Genomic DNA, 18,719 nt, shown 5'->3' with positions numbered 1-18,719 from the left:
TGACTTCCCCGATGCCGGCTGCACGGCCGGTCTTCCTGGTTCAGAACGGATTGGCGCGCTGCTGCGGCGCCGATGACGATTTCTGTGCTCAGGAAAGGAAGGGAGGTCCTCTTGGTTGCGCCTGTGCCCGGGCGAGCAGATGAACGAGACGGAGCTCGCGCGCAGTCCAGACGATGGACGCCGTCAGACGCAGCGGAGCCGCATCGAATGGCGCGGGCGGCGCGTCGAGCGCCGCGGCGGCGTGCAGCACGCAGCACATGACGCAGTCGAGGCCGCAGGCGGTGCGGTCGGTATCGCCATTCGATGGCGCCGCATCCGTCTCGGCATGACAGATCACCACCCCGCCAAACGGATCGGCCGTCGCGATCGTCACAGCCGCCATGGCGGACGCCGCCACTGGCGCCAGCACCTGCAACAGCATTGCTAGCAGAGCGACCGGCAGATATCGGCCGAGCTTTCGACGGAAGCGGGCGGCAGGCCCCCGAGCACGGCCGACCGCCACCAGCCGGCTCGCGAGCGAACCGGCTGTCATGGCAGCGTTCACCACCCGTTGCATCGAGGCCGGCCTCTCCGTCGGAGTCGCAGTGCGCCCGGCCTACATCTTCATGCCGGAATGATCGTGCTGCTTCATCATGCTGCCGCCCTCGCCGCCCGGCCCCTTGGCGCCGACCGCCTGCACCTCGAGCGTCACGGCGACCTTGCCGGCCTTCTCGAACTCCAGCGTGACCGGCAGCTTGTCGCCCTGCTTCAGCGGGCTCTTCAGATCCATCAGCATCAGGTGATAGCCGCCCGGCGCCAGCGCGACGGTCTTGCCCGGCTCGATCGTGAGTCCCTTGTCCAGCGGACGCATGGTCATGACGCCGTTGGTGACAGCCATCTCGTGAATCTCGACTCGCCCGGCGACGTCGCCCGTCACTGCGACGAGGCGGTCCGGCGCGCTGCCCTTGTTCTCGATGGTCAGATAGCCGGCGCCCGTCTTGGCGCCGCCCGGCGTGGCGCGGCTCCATGGCTGGGTGATGACGAGGTCACCGGCCTTCACATCCGCGGCGAAGGCGGCAGAAGATCCGCCCAACAGGAGAGCGAATGCAAGCAGAGAGCGTCCGAGGAAGGTCATGTCGGTTATCCTTTTCTTGGCGGCAATGCGCCGGCGGCTCGATCGATTGGCACGTGTCCGCGCGCCAGTCACGGCCGAGCAGACAACGCACGGTGGTTATGCGATTTGGGAGATAAGGGCCGCACAGCAGCCAGCGCGTCACGCTGCGGGCGGAGCCCTTGCCTGCGCGTTCGAGAAGGCCTTGGTGATCCGGCCGGCCGGATCACCGGCGCGCCACACGACCTCGCCCGATTCCCGTTGCGGTGTGGCGATGGCGGACAGCTCCGGCCCATCCAGTGTGACCGGCTGCGCCAGGCAGCACAGCGAACAGCCGTGGAGTGCGAGCTTCGCCGGCGACTCATCGTCCAACGACTGGGAACCAGACTGGCTGTGGCAAATTTCGAGGCCGCGCAGCGGGTCAGCCGCGGCTGAAGCCGCCGCCCAGGCAGCACCGATCGGCGCCAGGATCTGCACCATCAGTGCGATCAGCATGATCGGGAGAAACGCCTGCAGCCGCTGCCGCATCAAAGCCTGCCAAATGAACTGAATTCTTGTGCCCGAGCGAACGCCAGGAGTCGAGGTCGCGCAAGGCACAGTCGGCACATTTCGCCAGCGGTCGTTGATTAAGAACAATCCCGTCGCAACCGATGGGCTGACCGCTTTCACGGTAATTCAGCACCCATCACGAGAAAACACGAAAATAAAACTCGTCAATTGCAAGCACTTACCGATCATTTCAGAGAGTGCGCGAATTTTGAACAATCGTTGCCGAAAAGGATGACAAACGCAAAAAGATCGTCTACGAATTTGGGCCTCAGGCTAACGCTTGCGGAAGTCTGGTGGTCCAAGTCTCGGGAGGAGCCCTGGCGCGCAACAAGCAGCGTCACCCCGCTTAACAAGATCAAATCTGAACTTGCGGGATATCTAAAGGGTCGACACAATTTCCGAGCAGGGCCCGCTGCCCTGCTCTATTTTTTTGCAGTCGTCGCAGCGCGCCACAATATTTCCCGTTAACGGTATCGCGGGCCGGATGAACGCCGCCTGAACACGCAATCACATCAGGCCACCGCAGCCGTCGCAAAGCGCGCCAATGGAGCACGCCACCGCGCCTTGGCCGCTGGCCAGGGCAGCGTCACCGACAGCGGCTCGCGGCCGGTCACGGTCCAGCGCAGCACACCATCATCCATCGCGAGAATGCCCGCCGCCTCGGCCGGATCGCCCGAGATGAACGTCTCGGTCAGCGACTGCAAGGTCAGATGCGGTGTGCCATCGACCGTCGTCAGGGTATTCCAATGAACATGCCCGGCGAGCGCGACGATCGGACACGGCGCGTCCGCGATGGCCGTGCGGATTGCGTCGGTCTCGGCATAGGCCGCGTGTCCCGGATTGGCTTCGAAGTAGTAGTTGCCGATCTGAGCATGCCCTGACAATGGCACGTGGCTGACGAGCAAGGTTGGACGATCATCCTGCGCGAGCAGTTCGACCAGCGCGTCGAGATCGCCCGCGGAGAGGCGAAAGCCGCGCGTCGGCGTGAGAGTCACGTCGGGTTGCCAGAACACGCATCTGACATCGCCGATGATCAGGGCGCACGACCCGCTCGGACGATCCATGATCGCTTCGTTGTCGGCGAGACTGAGCAATGCGACGTCATGATTGCCGCTGACGTGATGATGCGTCGGCGCGAGCTTTGCAAAACACATCGCGACATCGCTTTGCAGCAGACGATCGCGCTCGGGATCTTCGTCAGAAATCCGGTCGCCGAGATCGATGACCGCATCGATGTTTTCGGCGTTCACCTCCGTGACGAAGCGCTCGAGCAATTGCAGCGCCGCCGATCCCCGCTTCGTTGGTGTATCCCGGCCGTGATGGATGTCGGCGATCACGGCAATGCGTGTCGTGGCCAAAGGCTCTCTCCCAAGCTGCGCTGCCGCGTACCACGAGCACATCACGGTTTTCTGACATCGCGCGTGCGCCGCGATAGTCGCTCGGTGCAACGCACAACATCCGGCTGTGGCGTGATCAATGGGGTTGTGAAACACTGCTGTTCTCGGCGGCGCGATCAATGACGCCGCCGGACAACGATGGGACAGGGAGCACGGGATGTCCGGCACTAAAAGAACGTCCACGACGAGGCGCGATCTTCTCCAGGCGGCGACGGCCGCGGGCTCTGCGGCGGCCCTTCTCGCCGGTTTCGGCATCAATCCGGCGATGGCCGCCGAGATGGGCCGCTCCGAAAAGCCCCTCAAGGCGGCCTTCTCCAATGCCGGCCTGCAGGCGACTTGGTGCGCCCAGGGCAAGCAGGCTGCGGAATGGTGGGGCAAGCTGCTCAATGTCGAGGTCACCTGGTTCGACGGTCAGCTCGATGCGGTGAAGCAGCGCGCCGCGATCGACAACATGGCGTCGCAGAAGTGGGATTTCGTCGCCATCCAGGCGTTCGGCATCGGAACCCTGACCCAGCCGGTGCAGAAGATGATCGATGCCGGCATTCCCGTGATCGACATGGACACGCTGATCGCGCCGCTGGATCAGATCAATGTGCACTCGTTCCTGGCGCCCGACAATGAGTTCATGGGCGCATCGGTCACGCAGGCTCTGGCGACTGCGATGGGCGGCAAGGGCAAGATCATCATGACGCAGGGCGCGCTCGGCCACACCGGCGCGCAGGGCCGCGCCAAGGGCTTCAATTCGGTGATCAAACAGTTCCCGAACATCGAGGTGCTGGACACGCAGCCGGCCGACTGGGACGTGTCGAAGGCGGCACGGCTGTGGGAGACCTATCTCACCAAATACCCGCAGATCGACGCGGCGTTCTTCCACAATGACGACATGGCGCTCGCCGCCTACAACATCATGAAGGCGCGCAACCGCACCAACATCCTGATCGGCGGCGTCGACGCCATGCCGCCGGCGATCCAGGCGGTCAGCGAGGGCCGCATGTTCGCGACCGTCCGCAATCCGTCCTGCCGTATTCATGGCGGCGCGATCGTCGCAGGCGTCGCCGCGGTCACCGCCGGCGAGAAGAGCGGCCAGGGCATTCCGAAGCACGTCATCACCGATGGGCCCGTCGTGACCAAGGCCAATGCCGCCGGCATGCAATGGATGGAGGATCACTTCCTGATCTGAAGTCCCTCCCCATGTCGAACAGCCGCCCGCCTCTTCTGGAATTGCAGGACATCACCAAGTCGTTCGGCGGCGTCACCGCGTTGCGCGGCGTCGACTTCACGCTTCGCCCCGGCGAGATCCATGGTCTCGTCGGGGAGAACGGCGCCGGCAAGAGCACGCTGATGAAGATCATCGCCGGCGTGCACACCGGCTTCTCCGGCCGTTTCCTGCTCGACGGCCGCGAGGTTCATTTCAACTCCGTGCGGGACGCCCGTGCGGCCGGCATCGCCATGGTGCATCAGGAGCTCAGCGTCGCACCTGATCTCACGGTTGCCGAGAACGTGTTTCTCGGCAACCAGCCGACCAATGCCCTCGGTATCGTGCAGTGGCGCCGGATGGCGCGCGAGGCCGCCGAACAGCTCAAGAAGCTCGGGATCGACGCCGATCCGATGAGCCGGCTCGGCGATCTCCCGATCGGACTGCAGCAACTGATCGAGATCGCGCGTGTGCTGTTCTCAGGCGCGCGCATCATCATCCTGGACGAGCCGACCTCGGCGCTGTCACCGCCCGAGGTCGAACGGCTGTTCGCGACCTTGCGCGCGCTACGCGAGCAGGGCACCGGAATCATCTTCATCTCGCACTTCATCGAAGACATTCTGCTCATCTCCGATGAGGTGACCGTCTTCCGCAACGGTCGCAAGATCATGGAGACACGTGCGGCCGATACCAGCAAGGCGGCGCTGATCGAGGCCATGATCGGCAAGGGCCGCGATGCGCTGGAGGACAGCTACACCCACGACATCACCCTGCCCGCGCCGCCGGCCGACAAGCCGGTGGTGGTCGAGGCCGCGGGCCTGTCGCTGGCGCGCAACTTGAAGCGCGTCTCATTTTCGGTGCATGCCGGAGAGGTGCTCGGCATCTACGGCTTCATGGGCTGCGGCCAGCTCGAGCTGGCGCGGATCCTATTCGGCAAGCTCGCGCCCGACGCCGGCGAGCTGCGCGTCTCGGGCGAGCGCAACCGCTTCAAGAGCACGGCGGATGCGCGCCGCGCCGGCATCGCCTTCGTGCCCGAGAGCCGCCGCGACATGCTGTTCCTGCAGGAGCCCGTCTACAAGAACGTCTCGATCAGCATCCTCGACCGCATCAACGCGGTGCTGCTGAAGCCGGCCCGCGAGCGCGCGCTTGCGAAGCGCCAGGTCGAGCAGTTGCAGATCCGTCCCGCCGACGTCGAGATCGACCTTGGCCTGCTCTCGGGCGGCAACCAGCAGAAGGTCGCGCTGGCCAAATGGCTCAGCCACCCGCCCCGGCTCCTGGTGCTGTGCGAGCCGACCCGCGGCATGGATGTTGGCGCCAAGAGTGACGTGATCCAGATCGTGCGGAAACTACGCGACCAGGGCATTGCCGTCATCGTGCTCTCGACGGAGCCGGAGACTGTCCTGTCACTGGCCGATCGCGTCATCGTGCTCAAGCGCGGCGAGGTCGTGCGCGAATTCGCCGGCGAGACCATCAGCAAAGACCGTCTGCTCGAGGCGGCGTAGGGAGATTGTCATGGCGCATGGCGAGACCGTTCCGATGCCGGAGGCGCAACCACGACGCGCCGGCGGGGTCGCAGCGCTGCTGCGCTCGCAGATGCGCAACATCGCGCCATTCCTGACGCTGATCTTCCTCACCGCGTTCTTCGCAATCGCGAGTCCATCCTTCGCCACGCTCGACAATGTCGGCAACATCCTGACCCAGGTGTCGGTGACCGGCATCATCGCGGTCGGACTGACCTTCGTGATCCTGTGCGCCGAGATCGACCTGTCGATCGCTGCCATCGCGAACGTGACCGGCATCGCGGTGGCCTATTTCACCTTGCAGGAGTCCTACGTCAACATCGCCAATTTGCCGATGCCCGGCTTTGCCGCCATCCTGCTCGCGCTGGCGCTGTGCGCGCTGCTTGGCGTGGTCAACGCCTTCGGCCTGACCGTGATCGGCATTCCCTCCTTCATCATGACGCTCGCGATGATGCAGATCGCCGCAGGCATTTCGGCCATGCTGGTGCGTGGCCAGATCGCCTACAAGGTGCCGCCCATCATCACGACGCTCGGCTCCGGCTCCTTGGCGGGGGTGCCCTGGATCGTGATCGTGGCCGCCCTCATGCTGCTGCTGGGGCACCTCGTGCTGACCTACACGCGGTTCGGCCGCTACGTCTACATGGTCGGTGGCAACCGCGAGGCAGCGGAGTATTCCGGCCTGAACGTCAAGCTGATCCTCGGCAGCGTCATGGTGATCTCGGCGGTGTGCTCGGGAATTGGCGGCATGCTCGGCGTGGCGCATTTCGGCAGCGCGCAGCAGAACGAGTTCGACACCTACCTGCTGGATTCGATCGCTGCCGTCGTGGTCGGCGGCACCAGCCTGTTCGGCGGCCGCGGCGGCATCGGCAACACCATCGTCGGCCTGTTCGTGCTCGGCGTGCTCAACAACGGCCTCGACCACGTCAACATCGACAGCTTCCTGAAGATTCTGATCCGCGGCCTGATCCTGCTCGCCGCGCTGGTGATCAACGTCTACGCGCAGCGGCTGCGCGCCAAGGCGGCGGATTGAGCGTGTGTCGTAGGGCGGTCGCGTGCCCACCATCGAGCTAAGTGGCACGTGAGACATGGTGGGCACGGCGCGATCTGACATTGCAAACGACGACAGACCGTCGCCGCGTGCCTTTGCCCACCCTACGCATCTGTTTCCGTCATTGCGAGCGAAGCGAAGCATTCCAGAGGCTTGCGAAGATTCTGGATTGCTTCGTCGCTTTGCTCCTCGCAATGACGTTGACCCCGTGAATCAAAAACCAGGCTGCCAGTGACGCAGCTCGCGCGCGGCGCGTGTCACGGCCTCGATCGACGTGAACGATGCCGTCTCCACCATCAGCGTTCGGGCCAAGCGCAATGCCCGCGCCTCGCAGGTCGCGCGCCGCTTCTCATCCTCGATCAGCTCGAAATCGATGTTGTGCGCCAGGCCGAGAATACGACGGATGATCTTCGCGGCTGCAAGTCCGACGGCATCCTGGAACAGGCGCGCCATGAAGGCCTGACGTTCGGCCTCAAGCCGCGCAGTTCCTGCTTCACCGGGAAACAGCGAGAGCGGATAGGCATCGCCGATGGCCTCGCTGCGCCACAGCGCCAGGAACTTGCCCGCGAACGCGCTCCACACCTGGTCCACGGTGATCAGCACCCAGCCCTCGAATGCCGCCCTGTCGGCGGGCGCGCGCTCGTGTCCGGCCGACGCAAAATAGGCCATCAACAAGTTGGCCAGGACAGCACCGACGTCGAAGCCCATCGGGCCGTAGAAGGCGAATTCCGGATCGATCACCCGGGTCTCAGTCTCCGTGACCATGATCGATCCGGTGTGCAGGTCGCCATGGATCAGCGCCTCGGCGCTCGACAAGAACTTCAGCTTCAGCCGGGAGACCGCGACATGAAGATCGAGATCGGCACGAATGTCGGCCGCGGTCGCGTCGAGCCATGGTGAGGTCCAGCGGTTCTGCTCAGCGATCCGATAGGGATCGGTGAAGATCAGGTCCTCCGTGATCTTGCACAGCGCATGATTGCCGGCAAAGCTCGCGATCGCCTCCTTCTTCGCGGCGGCAGACAGCGCGAGGTCGGACGAGAAGAACAGCGTCCGCGCCATGAAGGTCGTGATGTGATCGACGAAGGCCGGATAGATCGTGCCCGCGACCAGCCCCTTGCGCATGATGATGTGCGGCTCCAGCAGCTCCATCGCCGTCAGCGCCAGCGCCGGATCATGATGAACGATGGCCGGCACGAGGCCCGGGGCAAGGCGGTTCTGATGCGTCAGCGCCAGATGCTCATAGTGGGCGCGTGACAGCGGCAGCGGCCAGCTCTCGCCGACCAGCCGCACGTAAGGCAGCGCCTGCTTCACCGCGAGTCCGCCGGACGATCCCTTGACGATGAAGACGAGATTGAGGTTGCCATCGCCGACCTCGGTGATCGACCAGCGCTCGGCCGGTCCGCCGAGTTGCCCTGCAACTGAAGGGATCCCCGCGAGATAGTTTCGAAGATCAGTCTCGTTCAGAATGCGATAGCCCGATGGCGTCCCGTTCCGGGCCTCGGCCGATGTCGTCACGCGCAACCTCCCTATCGAACTTGTTTTGACCTCCTATAGCAAAAAAGCCGACGCGCGTCCGCGCATCGGCTTCGAGAGAACGTTGTGCGATGCGAGCGGCAGCTAGAACGGAATCCCCATCAGCCGCGACAGTCGCTCGATGCTGAGATACCCGGCCTGATAGGCCACGAGTGCCAGGCCGAACACGACCGCCGACAGCAGCGTCGTCCAGATCAGGCGGCGTCCCATCAGGCTGATGGTCGGCGCCCCGGGATCGGTGCCGGGCGAGCCGCCGCCCGTCTCGTGCTGGCTGCGCACGCCGAACGGCAGGGTCACGAACAGCATGACCCACCACAGCACGAAGTAGATCGCGAGCCAGGTAGAGATCGTATAGGCCATGATCGCCCCGCTGCCTCAGGCCTGCTCGATCTCGACGAGCGCGCCGGAAAAATCCTTCGGATGCAGGAACAGCACCGGCTTGCCATGGGCGCCGATCTTCGGCTGGCCGTCGCCGAGCACGCGGGCGCCCTCCTTGATCAGCGTGTCGCGCGAGGCGATGATGTCGGCCACCTCGTAGCAGACGTGATGGATGCCGCCATCCGCATTGCGCTCGAGAAACTTCGCGATCGGCGACGCTTCGCCCAGCGGCTGAATGAACTCGATCTTGGTATTGGGCAGGGTCACGAACACGGTGATCACGCCGTGCTCAGGCAACGGGACGGCTGGGGATATCTCGGCGCCGAATGCCGCGCCGTAGATCTTGGCGGCCTTTTCCGCGTCCTTGACCGCGATGGCGACGTGGTTGAGCCGGCCCAGCATGACATCCTCCACTTTTCTTTTGAACCGCCGTTTGATCGGCCTGCGTCAGACTTCCAGGACGTGAACCAGACAGATCGGCTTCTTGCCCCATTGCTCATTGACCGCCGAACGCACCGCCCGCCGGACGGATTCTGCCGCCGCGTCCGGATCGCGCCGGCGCGCCCGCGGCAGACCTTCGAAGGTAGAGACGACAGCATCGAAGACGATGTCGTCCATCTCCTCGCCCGCCGCATTCTTCTCGGGGATGCCGACCATGTCGACTTCCGGATCGTCGGCCAGCTCGCCCTTCTCGGTGATGGCGAGCGCCACGAAGATGCAGCCGGCAAAGGCCATCTTGCGACGCTCGACCACGGCGCGCGACTTCGAATCCTCGACGATGCTGCCGTCCTTGTAGAGGCGCCCTGCCGGCAGCTGGTCGATGATTCCGGGATCGCCGGGACCAAGCTTGACGAGATCGCCGTTGCGACAGGTGATCACCTTGGGCACGCCGCAGGCGCGCGCCAGCCTCGCGTGCTCGTGCAGATGCAGTGCCTCGCCATGGACGGGGATCAAGAGCTGCGGCCGCGTCCACGCGATCATGTCGCGCAGCTCGTCGCGGCGCGGATGGCCGGAGACATGAACCAGATGATTGCGGTCGGTGATGATCTCGATACCCTGCTGCACCAGCCCGTTGATGACGGCGCCGACCGCCTTCTCGTTGCCGGGGATGGTGCGCGACGAGAAGATGACAGTGTCGCCCTTGTTCAAGGTGACCAGCGGATGATCGTCATTGGCGATGCGCGAGAGCGCGGCGCGCGGCTCGCCCTGGCTGCCCGTGCACAGCGCCAGCACCTTGTCGGCCGGAAAGTGGCCGTAGAGGTCCATGCCGCGGAAGTTCTGCACGCCATCGAGATAACCGGTCTCGCGCGCGACCTGGACCACGCGCTCCATGGCGCGGCCGACGATGACGACCTCGCGCTCGGCCGCGCGCGCCGCTTCGGCGACGGCGCGGATACGCGCGACGTTGGAGGCGAAGGTGGTCACGGCCACGCGGCCGCGCGCCTCCTTGACCAGGGTCGTAATCGTCTTGGCAACCTCGGCCTCCGACGGCGAGCGTCCCTCGCGCACCGCGTTGGTGGAATCCCCGATCAAGGCGAGAAGTCCGGCGTCGCCGAGCTCGCGCAGCCGCTTCTCATCCGTCGGCGCGCCCAACACCGGCGTCGGATCGATCTTCCAGTCACCGGTGTGCAGGACGGTTCCGACCTCGGTGTGGATCGCCAGCGCGTGCGATTCAGGGATCGAATGCGCGACCGGAATGAACTCGACGTTGAAAGGACCGATGTCGACGCGGCCGCCGGAGGGGATCACCTTGACCGGGATCTTGGCCGGGAGGCGCTCAGCCTCGCACTTGGCCTCGAACAGCGCGGCGCTGAACTTGGTCGCGTAGATCGGGCATTTCAGCCGCGGCCACAGATCGATGATGGCGCCGAAATGGTCCTCATGCGCGTGGGTCAGCACGAGGCCGACCAGGTTGTTGCGCTCCTTCTCCAGGAAGGCGACGTCGGGCATGATCAGGTCGATGCCCGGCAAATGCTCCTCATCGCCGAAGGAGACGCCAAGATCGATCGCGAGCCACGAGCGCTGGTGGCGATTGCCGAGCCCGTAGATCGACAGGTTCATGCCGATCTCGCCGACACCTCCGAGCGGCGCAAATGTCAGTTCGTCGGGACGTGCCATCTAGATGTGGAGCCTCAAGAGGTTGTCCTCGGTCAACCCGAGTCTGCTGATCGGCGTTTGAGATTTTATACCACCGTGGGGCCGGTGCCAGTTGTATTGGTGCAGCCAGATCGGCAGCTCTTCGGCGCGTCGATCTGAGGTGGGATAGGCTTGGGCGTAAGCCCATTCCCGAAGTGCGGTCTGGATGAAGCGCTCGGCCTTGCCGTTAGTTTTTGGCGTGTAGGGCTTGGTGCGGATGTGCTTGATGCCCAGGTCCCGGCAAGCGTCGCGGAAGGCGAAGGACTGGTAGCAGCTCCCATTGTCAGTCATGACGCGCGTGACGGTGACGCCGAGGCTTCTGTAATAGGCTACAGCCGCCTTGAGAAAGGGAACAGCGCTGTCCGCCGTCTCGTCGGGCTTGATCTCGGAGAAGGCGACGCGGGAGTGGTCGTCAATGCAGACGTGGACGAAATCCCAGCCGGCGCCGCGGCTCTTGTTCGGACCACTCCGATCGCCGGTAATGCGGTGGCCGACGCGCTCGAAACGCCCGAGCTTTTTGATGTCGATGTGAATGATCTCGCCGGGGTTCTCGCGCTCATAGCGACGAACCGGCTCGGCCGGCTCCAGGTCGCGTATCCGGTTCAAGCCCAAACGGCGAAGAACACGGCTGACGGTAGCCGGCGACACCTCGACTTCGGCTGCGATCTGCTTGCCGGTGTGGCGCTGCCGGCGCAAGACCTCGATGGCTGTGCATGTGGCTGACGGGGTTTGGCTCGGCGATGAATGAGGTCGCGACGAGCGGTCGAGCAAGCCATCCACACCTTCTGCGCGGAAGCGCTTGACCCATTTGGCGACGGTCTTCGGCGTCGTGTTGAAGAGGTCAGCCGCGCCGGCCTGGCTCAGCCCACCCTCCACCACGCTTCGAACCATCGCCTCTCGACCTTTGGGCGTCAAAGGCGCATTCTTGTGGACGTTCATCTGGTCTCTCCTTGGAACACTGAAGCTTCGCAACCTCAGCTTCCTCGGTTCAGACCAGATGGACAACCTCCTGAGAGACCACATCTAGACCGCTCCTTTGGATGCGACCGAGCCGAAATGAACATCACCGGCCGTGATCGGCTCCAATCGTCCCTCCGCGGTCCGCACCAGCATACAACCCTGTTCGTCGATCGTGTCGAAAATCCCCTCGATGATAGCATGTCCGGACCTGATGGCGACCGGCTGGCCGAGGCCTGCCGCCCGCTCCAGCCAGAGCCTGCGGATATCACCGAAGCCCCGCCCCTCGTTCCAGATGCCGAAATATTCGACCCAGGCATCCGACAGCGCCGAGAACAGGTCCTCGGCGGTCACCTGGATGCCGAGGTCCGCCAACGATACCGCCGGTGTCGGGGTATCCGGCGGCGCCGCCACCACGTTGGTTCCGATGCCGGCAACCACCGCCAATCCGCCAGCCACCTGCTCCGCCTCGAGCAGCATGCCAACGATCTTGCGGCCGTCAGCGAGAACGTCGTTCGGCCATTTCAGCGCAAATGACGCGTGTGCTCCGGACCGCAGCGCAGCCTCGATGCTCACCTGGCGCAACGCGCTCTCGATGGAGAGGCCCGCGGCGAAGCCGAGCGTGGCTGCGATCGCAGGAGCCACGTTCAGCACTTCCAGCACGCTCGAGGCCAGATTGCCACGCGGGGCGATCCACGGACGCTGGCGCCGGCCGCGCCCAGCCGTCTGCTCCGATGTGACGAACCAGCATGGCGCCCTGCCGCCCTCTCGGGCTGACTTCAGCGCCTCGACATTGGTCGAGCCGGTCTGGTCGAACGTGACGAGTCCGTAGCCAGCCTTGGCGGCCTGGGACCCTAGCGCAAACGTCATCTAGAACAGCGATTTCGCCGCAGCCGCGGCCGCGCTGACGAGCGGGCCGGGATAGGCGAAGAACAGGATGTTGAAGATGCCGGAGATCGCGAGCACGGTGCGCAGCTCGATCCTGACGGGATCGAGCGTCGGCAGCGGCTCGTCGAAATACATCGTCTTGACGATCAGCAGATAATAGTAGGCGCCGACCACGCTGGTAAGGACGCCGATCACCGACAGTGTGAACAGCCCGCCCTTGATCGCGGCGACGAACACGTACCATTTGGCGAAGAAGCCCGCGAGCGGAGGAACGCCGGCCAGCGAGAACAGCAGCATCGCGAAGAAGAAGGCGAGCAGCGGATTGGTGCGCGAAAGTCCCGAAAAATCGCTGATCTTCTCGAACGACTGGCCGTTGCGCTTGATCGCCATGATCACGGCGAAGGAGCCGAGCGTCATCGCGACGTAGATCGCGATGTAGGTCAGCACGCCCTGCGCGCCCTCGACCGTACCGGCGGCGAGACCGACCAGCGCGAAGCCCATGTGGCCGATCGACGAATAGGCCATCAGGCGCTTGATGTTGGTCTGGCCGATCGCGGCGAACGAGCCAAGCGCCATCGAGGCGATCGAGACGAACACGATGATCTGCTGCCATTGGAAGGTGATGCCGGGAAATGCGGTCAGCGCGACGCGCGCGAACACGGCCATCGCCGCGACCTTGGGCGCGGAGGCGAAGAACGCCGTCACCGGCGTCGGCGCGCCTTCATAGACGTCCGGCGTCCACATGTGGAACGGCACCGCCGAGACCTTGAAGCACATGCCGGCGAACAGGAAGACGAGGCCGAAAATGATGCCGACGCTGCCGGTCTTCGTCGCCGCTGCGATCCCGGCAAAGCTCACCGTGCCGGTGAAGCCGTAGATCAGCGAGGCGCCGTAGAGCAGCATGCCGGAGGACAGCGCGCCCAGCACGAAGTACTTCAGGCCGGCCTCTGTCGACTTGACGTTGTCACGATGGCTGGCCGCGACAACGTAGAGCGCGAGCGACATCAGCTCGAGACCGAGGTAGAGCGTGATCAGGTCGCCGGCCGAGATCAGCACCAGCATGCCCAAGGTCGAGAGCAGCACCAGGATCGCATATTCGAAGATGCGGCGGTCCGGCGCCGACAGGAATTCGACCGACATGATCAGCGTCGCGATCGAGCCGATCAGCGCCAGGATCTTCAGGAAGCGCGCGTAGCTGTCAGCGATGAAGCTGCCGCCGAACGCCTGGCCGCCCGGCTGCCCGAGCACCAGGATGCCGACCACGATCAGCAGAGCGACCGCCAGCCAGGTGACGAGCCCCGTCGTCCCCTGTCCGCGAAACGCGCCCAGCATCAACAGCGCCATGGCCCCCACGGCCAACAGCAGCTCCGGCAACACCACCCAAAGCTGAGGCCCAAGATTCTCGATCATCGTCTGTGTCCCGACCCCTCAAGGTCTCATCATTGGAGCAGCGCGGCGGCCTTCACGGCCGTCACGGCGGTATTGTAGTTGTTGACGAGCTGCTGCACCGACGCCGCCGACATATCGAGGATCGGCTTCGGATAAACGCCGAACAGGATGGTCAGCGCCACCAGCGGAAACAGGATCACGCCCTCACGCAGGGTGAGATCCTTGATGCTGGCCAGCGACGGCTTGCTCAGCGCACCGAACACCACCTTGCGGTAGAGCCACAGCGCGTAGGCCGCCGAGAGGATGACGCCGAAGGTCGCGAAGAACGCGGTCGGGATCGACACCTTGAAAGTGCCGAGCAGGGTCATGAACTCGCCGACGAAGCCGGAGGTGCCGGGCAGGCCGACATTGGCCATGGTGAACACCATGAACACCAGCGCATAGACCGGCATCCGGTTGACGAGGCCGCCATAGGCCGCGATCTCGCGGGTGTGCATCCGGTCGTATACGATACCGACGCAGAGGAACAGCGCGCCCGAGACGATGCCGTGGGAGATCATCTGGAACACGCCGCCGGCGACGCCCTGCATGGTGCCGGCGAAGATGCCCATCGTCACGAAGCCCATATGTGCCACCGAGGAGTACGCAATGAGCTTCTTGATGTCCTCCTGCATCAGCGCGACCAGCGAGGTGTAGATGATCGCGATCGCCGAGAGCGTAAAGACCAGCGGCGCGAAGTCGTGCGACGCCAGCGGAAACATCGGCAGCGAGAAGCGCAGGAAGCCGTAGCCGCCCATCTTCAGCAGGATCGCGGCGAGAATCACCGAGCCCGCGGTGGGCGCCTCGACGTGCGCATCCGGCAGCCAGGTGTGAACCGGCCACATCGGCATCTTCACCGCGAAGGAGGCGAAGAAGGCAAGCCATGCCCAGGTCTGCAAGGAGCGCGGCACCGCCGTATGCATCAAGGTCGGAATGTCGGTCGTGCCGGCGTTCCAGTACAGCGCCATGATGGCGAGCAGCATCAGCACCGAGCCAAGCAGCGTGTAGAGGAAGAACTTGAACGAGGCGTAGACCCGGCGCGGACCGCCCCAGACCCCGATGATCAGGAACATCGGAATCAGGCCGCCCTCGAAGAACAGATAGAACAGAACGAGGTCGAGCGCGGAGAACGTGCCAACCATCAGCGTTTCCAGGATCAGGAACGCCATCATGTATTCGCGCAGCCGGTTGGTGACCGACTTCCAGCTCGCGACGATGCAGAACGGCATCAAAGCGGTGGTCAGGATCACGAACGGCAGCGAGATGCCGTCGACGCCCATGTGATAGCTGATGCCGGCCGCCAGCCAGTTCGACTTCTCGACGAATTGGAAGTCGGTCTGTGCCGGATCGAAGCGCAGCACCAGGATCACCGACACCGCGAAGGTGATCAGCGTGGTCCACAGCGCGATCCAGCGCGCGTTGCGCCGGGCCGCCTCGTCGTCGCCGCGCACCAGATAGATCAGCAGCGCGCCGACGATGGGCAGGAAGGTGACGACAGAGAGAATTGGCCAGGTGGTCATTGCTGGCCCCCCATGAACATGAACCAGGTGATCAGGCCGGCGACGCCGATCAGCATGGCAAAGGCATAATGATAGAGATATCCGGTCTGGATCTTGACGACGTTGCGCGTGATGTCGAGCACCCGCGCCGAGACACCATCCGGACCGAACCCGTCGATGACGAAGCCGTCGCCCTTCTTCCAGAGGAAGCGGCCGAGCCACTTCGCAGGACGGACGAAGATCACGTCATACAGCTCGTCGAAGTACCACTTGTTGAGCAGGAACTTGTAGAGCAGCGGCTGCTGGGCCGCCAGCTCCTCCGGGATGTCCGGACGACTAATGTAGAAGAAGTAGGAGACCGCAAAGCCCAGCACCATCATGATGAACGGCAGTTGAGCGAGCCAGAACGGCATATGCTCCATGTCCTCCAGGATGTGCGGGTTCATCTTCAGCGACTCGCCGAAGAAGTGCTCGACACCATGGGGATCGGTGAACACGCCCTTGAACGGGAGGCCGGCCAGGATCGAGCCTGCCGCGAGCACGCCGATCGGGATCAGCATCCAGATCGGGCTCTCATGTGCGGCATCGTAGTGGTGCTGGTCGTGCGGCGTGCCGAAGAAGGTCTTGAACACCAGGCGCCAGGAATAGAACGAGGTCAGGCCGGCGGCGACAATGGTGAGGAAATACGCGTAGGTCGCAAACGGATTGTGTGCGGCGTACGCAGCCTCGATGATCGCGTCCTTGGAGAAGAAGCCTGCGAAGCCGGGGAAGCCGGTGAGCGCCAGGGTGCCGACCGTCATCACCGCGAAGGTGTATGGGATCTTGCGCCACAGGCCGCCCATGTTGCGGATGTCCTGCTCGTGGTGCATCGCGTAGATCACCGAGCCTGACCCTAAGAACAGCAACGCCTTGAAGAAGGCGTGCGTGAACAGGTGGAACATGCCGACCGAGTAGGCCCCTGCTCCCATCGCCACGAACATGTAGCCGAGCTGTGAGCAGGTCGAGTACGCGACGATGCGCTTGATGTCGTTCTGCACGAGGCCGACGGTCGCGGCGAAGAACGCGGTTGTGGCGCCGAAGAACATCACCACGGCCTGCGCATTGGGCGCGAGCTCGAACAGCGGCGACAGGCGCGCCACCATGAACACGCCGGCGGTGACCATGGTCGCGGCGTGGATCAGCGCCGAGACCGGGGTCGGACCTTCCATCGCGTCCGGCAGCCAGGTGTGCAGCAGGAACTGCGCCGACTTGCCCATCGCACCCATGAACAGCAGCAGGCAGGTCAGCGTCAGCGCGTCGGCATTCCAGCCGAGGAAGTTGATGGTCTTGCCGGCGAAGCTTGGCGCTGCGGCGAAGATGGTTTCGAAGTCGGTCGACTTCGCCAGCAGGAACACGGCGAAGATGCCGAGCGCGAAGCCGAAATCGCCGACGCGGTTGACGACGAAGGCCTTGATGGCGGCAGCGTTGGCCGACGGCTTCTGGAACCAGAAGCCGATCAGCAGGTAGCTGGCGAGACCGACGCCCTCCCAGCCGAAGAACAGCTGCACGAGGTTGTTCGCCGTCACCAGCATCAGCATCGCGAAGGTGAACAGCGACAGATAGGCAAAGAAGCGCGGACGGTTCGGATCCTCGTCCATGTAGCCGATCGAATAGAGATGCACGAGCGAGGACACGCTGGTCACGACGACGAGCATCACCGCCGTCAGCGTATCGACGCGCAGCGCCCAGGAGACCTGCAGCTCGCCGGAATTGATCCAGGGCAGCAGCTCCTTGACCCCGGCCTCATGATGCATGAAGCCGACGCTGATCAGCATCGCCCAGGATAGGCCGGCCGACACGAACAACAGCGCCGTCGTGATCACCTGCGCGGCCCAGGTGCCGGCCGCGGGCGGCTCGGCGACATGATGGTCATCGTGCCCATGACCGTGATCGTCATGTGCCTGCGCGTCGGCGGCGCCGTGGTGATGGCCGTCGTCGTGATGATGCTCGACCACATCGCCGCTCGGATGGCGTCCATGCGCCCCCAGCAGCGCGATCAGGCCGGCCAGGATCGCGCCGAGCAGCGGCAGAAAGACAATGGCCTGGATCATTCGCCCGTCCCCTTACGCATGACCTTGCCGGCAAGCCGGCCCCCATCTGTGCGGATCATGCGCCCTTAGCCCTTCATCAGATTGACGTCTTCAACCGCAATCGAGCCGCGGTTGCGGAAGTAGACCACCAGCACGGCGAGGCCGATCGCGGCTTCCGCCGCCGCAACGGTCAGAACCAGCAGCGCGAACACCTGCCCTACGATGTCGCCGAGGAAGGTGGAGAACGCCACCAGGTTGATGTTCACCGCGAGCAGGATCAGCTCGATCGACATCAGGATGACGATGATGTTCTTGCGGTTCAGGAAGATGCCGAGGATGCCGAGCGTGAACAGCATCGCGGCGACGGCGAGGTAATGTCCCAGTCCGATGGTCATTTCACCCACTCCGCGGCGTCCGTATCCTGCAGCCCCTGCCCGACCGCAACCTTGCGGACGGCCATCGCCATCTCGGGCGTGCGCGCGTTCTGGACGTTGATGTCCTGGCGCTTGACGCTCGCCTTGTGGCGCAGGGTCAGCACGATCGCGCCGATCATCGCCACCAGCAGGATCATGCCCGACAGCTGGAAGTAATGGATGTATTTCGTATAGAGCACGAGGCCGAGTGCCTCGGTGTTGGTGACGTTGGTCGGGATCGCCGCGGTGATCGCCTTCGGCGCCGTCGGGTTGATGACCCAATACGACACCGTCAGCAGCAGCTCGAACAGGAAGATACCGCCGATGACGAGGCCAATCGGCATGTACTGCAGGAAGCCCTCGCGGAGCTCCGTGAAGTCGACGTCGAGCATCATGATCACGAACAGGAACAGCACCGCAACCGCGCCGACATAGACGACGACCAGGATCATCGCCAGGAATTCGGCTCCCATCAGCACGAACAGGCCGGAGGCGTTGACGAAGGCGAGGATCAGATAGAGCACCGAATGAACGGGGTTCTTGGAGACGATCACCATCACGGCCGAGGCTACGCAGACCGCCGCGAAGAGATAGAAGAAGAGCGCAGGAAGGATCATCG

The 18,719-nt window shown here is 64.1% G+C and carries 18 protein-coding genes; 3 read left to right on the top strand and 15 right to left on the bottom strand.

Features of this window, described 5'->3' with window-relative positions:
- Positions 1–88 precede the first annotated feature (88 nt).
- From QX121_RS00365 to QX121_RS00350, 4 genes are all read right to left on the bottom strand, one after another.
- On the bottom strand, positions 89–532 hold the full coding sequence (locus QX121_RS00365) for a DUF2946 family protein (protein ID WP_315810870.1): 444 nt from the start codon (positions 530–532) through the stop codon (positions 89–91).
- A 63-nt stretch (positions 533–595) separates the two neighbouring features.
- The gene (locus tag QX121_RS00360) at positions 596–1,114 is read right to left on the bottom strand and encodes a copper chaperone PCu(A)C (RefSeq protein ID WP_315738252.1); all 519 of its coding nucleotides are present in this window, start codon (positions 1,112–1,114) and stop codon (positions 596–598) included.
- Positions 1,115–1,252: 138 nt separating this feature from the next.
- Positions 1,253–1,618, bottom strand: a complete 366-nt coding sequence (locus QX121_RS00355) for a DUF2946 family protein (protein ID WP_315780229.1) — start codon at positions 1,616–1,618, stop codon at positions 1,253–1,255.
- Between the two features lie 533 nt (positions 1,619–2,151).
- A complete protein-coding gene (locus tag QX121_RS00350) occupies positions 2,152–3,156 on the bottom strand; it encodes a metallophosphoesterase family protein (RefSeq protein ID WP_315810869.1) in 1,005 nt (334 codons plus the stop codon).
- Positions 3,157–3,193: 37 nt separating this feature from the next.
- Here QX121_RS00350 and QX121_RS00345 point away from each other — a divergent pair, with 37 nt between their 5' ends.
- Genes QX121_RS00345 through QX121_RS00335 form a run of 3 tightly spaced genes read left to right on the top strand, consistent with a single transcriptional unit; the run spans position 3,194 to position 6,781 of the window.
- Positions 3,194–4,216, top strand: a complete 1,023-nt coding sequence (locus tag QX121_RS00345) for a sugar ABC transporter substrate-binding protein (protein WP_315738255.1) — start codon at positions 3,194–3,196, stop codon at positions 4,214–4,216.
- Positions 4,217–4,227: 11 nt separating this feature from the next.
- The gene (locus QX121_RS00340) at positions 4,228–5,733 is read left to right on the top strand and encodes a sugar ABC transporter ATP-binding protein (protein WP_315738256.1); all 1,506 of its coding nucleotides are present in this window, start codon (positions 4,228–4,230) and stop codon (positions 5,731–5,733) included.
- 10 nt (positions 5,734–5,743) lie between these two features.
- Entirely contained in the window at positions 5,744–6,781 is a 1,038-nt protein-coding gene (locus QX121_RS00335) for an ABC transporter permease (protein ID WP_315775060.1), read from the top strand.
- A 231-nt stretch (positions 6,782–7,012) separates the two neighbouring features.
- Here QX121_RS00335 and mtnK read toward each other — a convergent pair whose 3' ends face one another.
- The 11 genes from mtnK to QX121_RS00280 form a co-directional block, all read right to left on the bottom strand.
- Entirely contained in the window at positions 7,013–8,314 is a 1,302-nt protein-coding gene (gene mtnK / locus QX121_RS00330) for an S-methyl-5-thioribose kinase (protein WP_315810868.1), read from the bottom strand.
- A 102-nt stretch (positions 8,315–8,416) separates the two neighbouring features.
- On the bottom strand, positions 8,417–8,692 hold the full coding sequence (locus QX121_RS00325) for a DUF1467 family protein (RefSeq protein WP_315738259.1): 276 nt from the start codon (positions 8,690–8,692) through the stop codon (positions 8,417–8,419).
- A gap of 15 nt (positions 8,693–8,707) precedes the next feature.
- Entirely contained in the window at positions 8,708–9,112 is a 405-nt protein-coding gene (gene mce / locus QX121_RS00320) for a methylmalonyl-CoA epimerase (protein WP_315738260.1), read from the bottom strand.
- Between the two features lie 45 nt (positions 9,113–9,157).
- Positions 9,158–10,828: a ribonuclease J gene (locus QX121_RS00315; protein ID WP_315738261.1), complete on the bottom strand. Its 1,671-nt coding sequence runs from the start codon at positions 10,826–10,828 to the stop codon at positions 9,158–9,160.
- Positions 10,829–11,785, bottom strand: a complete 957-nt coding sequence (locus tag QX121_RS00310; RefSeq protein ID WP_315810867.1) for an IS481 family transposase — start codon at positions 11,783–11,785, stop codon at positions 10,829–10,831.
- Positions 11,786–11,869: 84 nt separating this feature from the next.
- Positions 11,870–12,673, bottom strand: a complete 804-nt coding sequence (locus QX121_RS00305; RefSeq protein WP_315810866.1) for a biotin--[acetyl-CoA-carboxylase] ligase — start codon at positions 12,671–12,673, stop codon at positions 11,870–11,872.
- Positions 12,674–14,101, bottom strand: a complete 1,428-nt coding sequence (gene nuoN / locus QX121_RS00300) for an NADH-quinone oxidoreductase subunit NuoN (RefSeq protein ID WP_315810865.1) — start codon at positions 14,099–14,101, stop codon at positions 12,674–12,676.
- Positions 14,102–14,130: 29 nt separating this feature from the next.
- Entirely contained in the window at positions 14,131–15,639 is a 1,509-nt protein-coding gene (locus tag QX121_RS00295) for an NADH-quinone oxidoreductase subunit M (RefSeq protein ID WP_315810864.1), read from the bottom strand.
- Positions 15,636–17,708: an NADH-quinone oxidoreductase subunit L gene (nuoL, locus tag QX121_RS00290; protein ID WP_315798452.1), complete on the bottom strand. Its 2,073-nt coding sequence runs from the start codon at positions 17,706–17,708 to the stop codon at positions 15,636–15,638. Before nuoL ends, QX121_RS00295 begins: the two co-directional genes overlap by 4 nt.
- A 65-nt stretch (positions 17,709–17,773) precedes the next feature.
- Complete coding sequence (nuoK, locus tag QX121_RS00285) at positions 17,774–18,082, bottom strand: NADH-quinone oxidoreductase subunit NuoK (protein WP_284418728.1); 309 nt, start codon at positions 18,080–18,082, stop codon at positions 17,774–17,776.
- The gene (locus QX121_RS00280) at positions 18,079–18,717 is read right to left on the bottom strand and encodes an NADH-quinone oxidoreductase subunit J (RefSeq protein WP_315738266.1); all 639 of its coding nucleotides are present in this window, start codon (positions 18,715–18,717) and stop codon (positions 18,079–18,081) included. Before QX121_RS00280 ends, nuoK begins: the two co-directional genes overlap by 4 nt.
- Positions 18,718–18,719: the final 2 nt, after the last annotated feature.

The organism is Bradyrhizobium sp. SZCCHNR2028, assembly GCF_032380995.1.
In the GTDB taxonomy this organism is placed as follows: domain Bacteria; phylum Pseudomonadota; class Alphaproteobacteria; order Rhizobiales; family Xanthobacteraceae; genus Bradyrhizobium.
The sequence above is the reverse complement of the archived record's forward strand: the minus strand, read 5'-3'. Positions and strand labels throughout refer to the sequence as shown.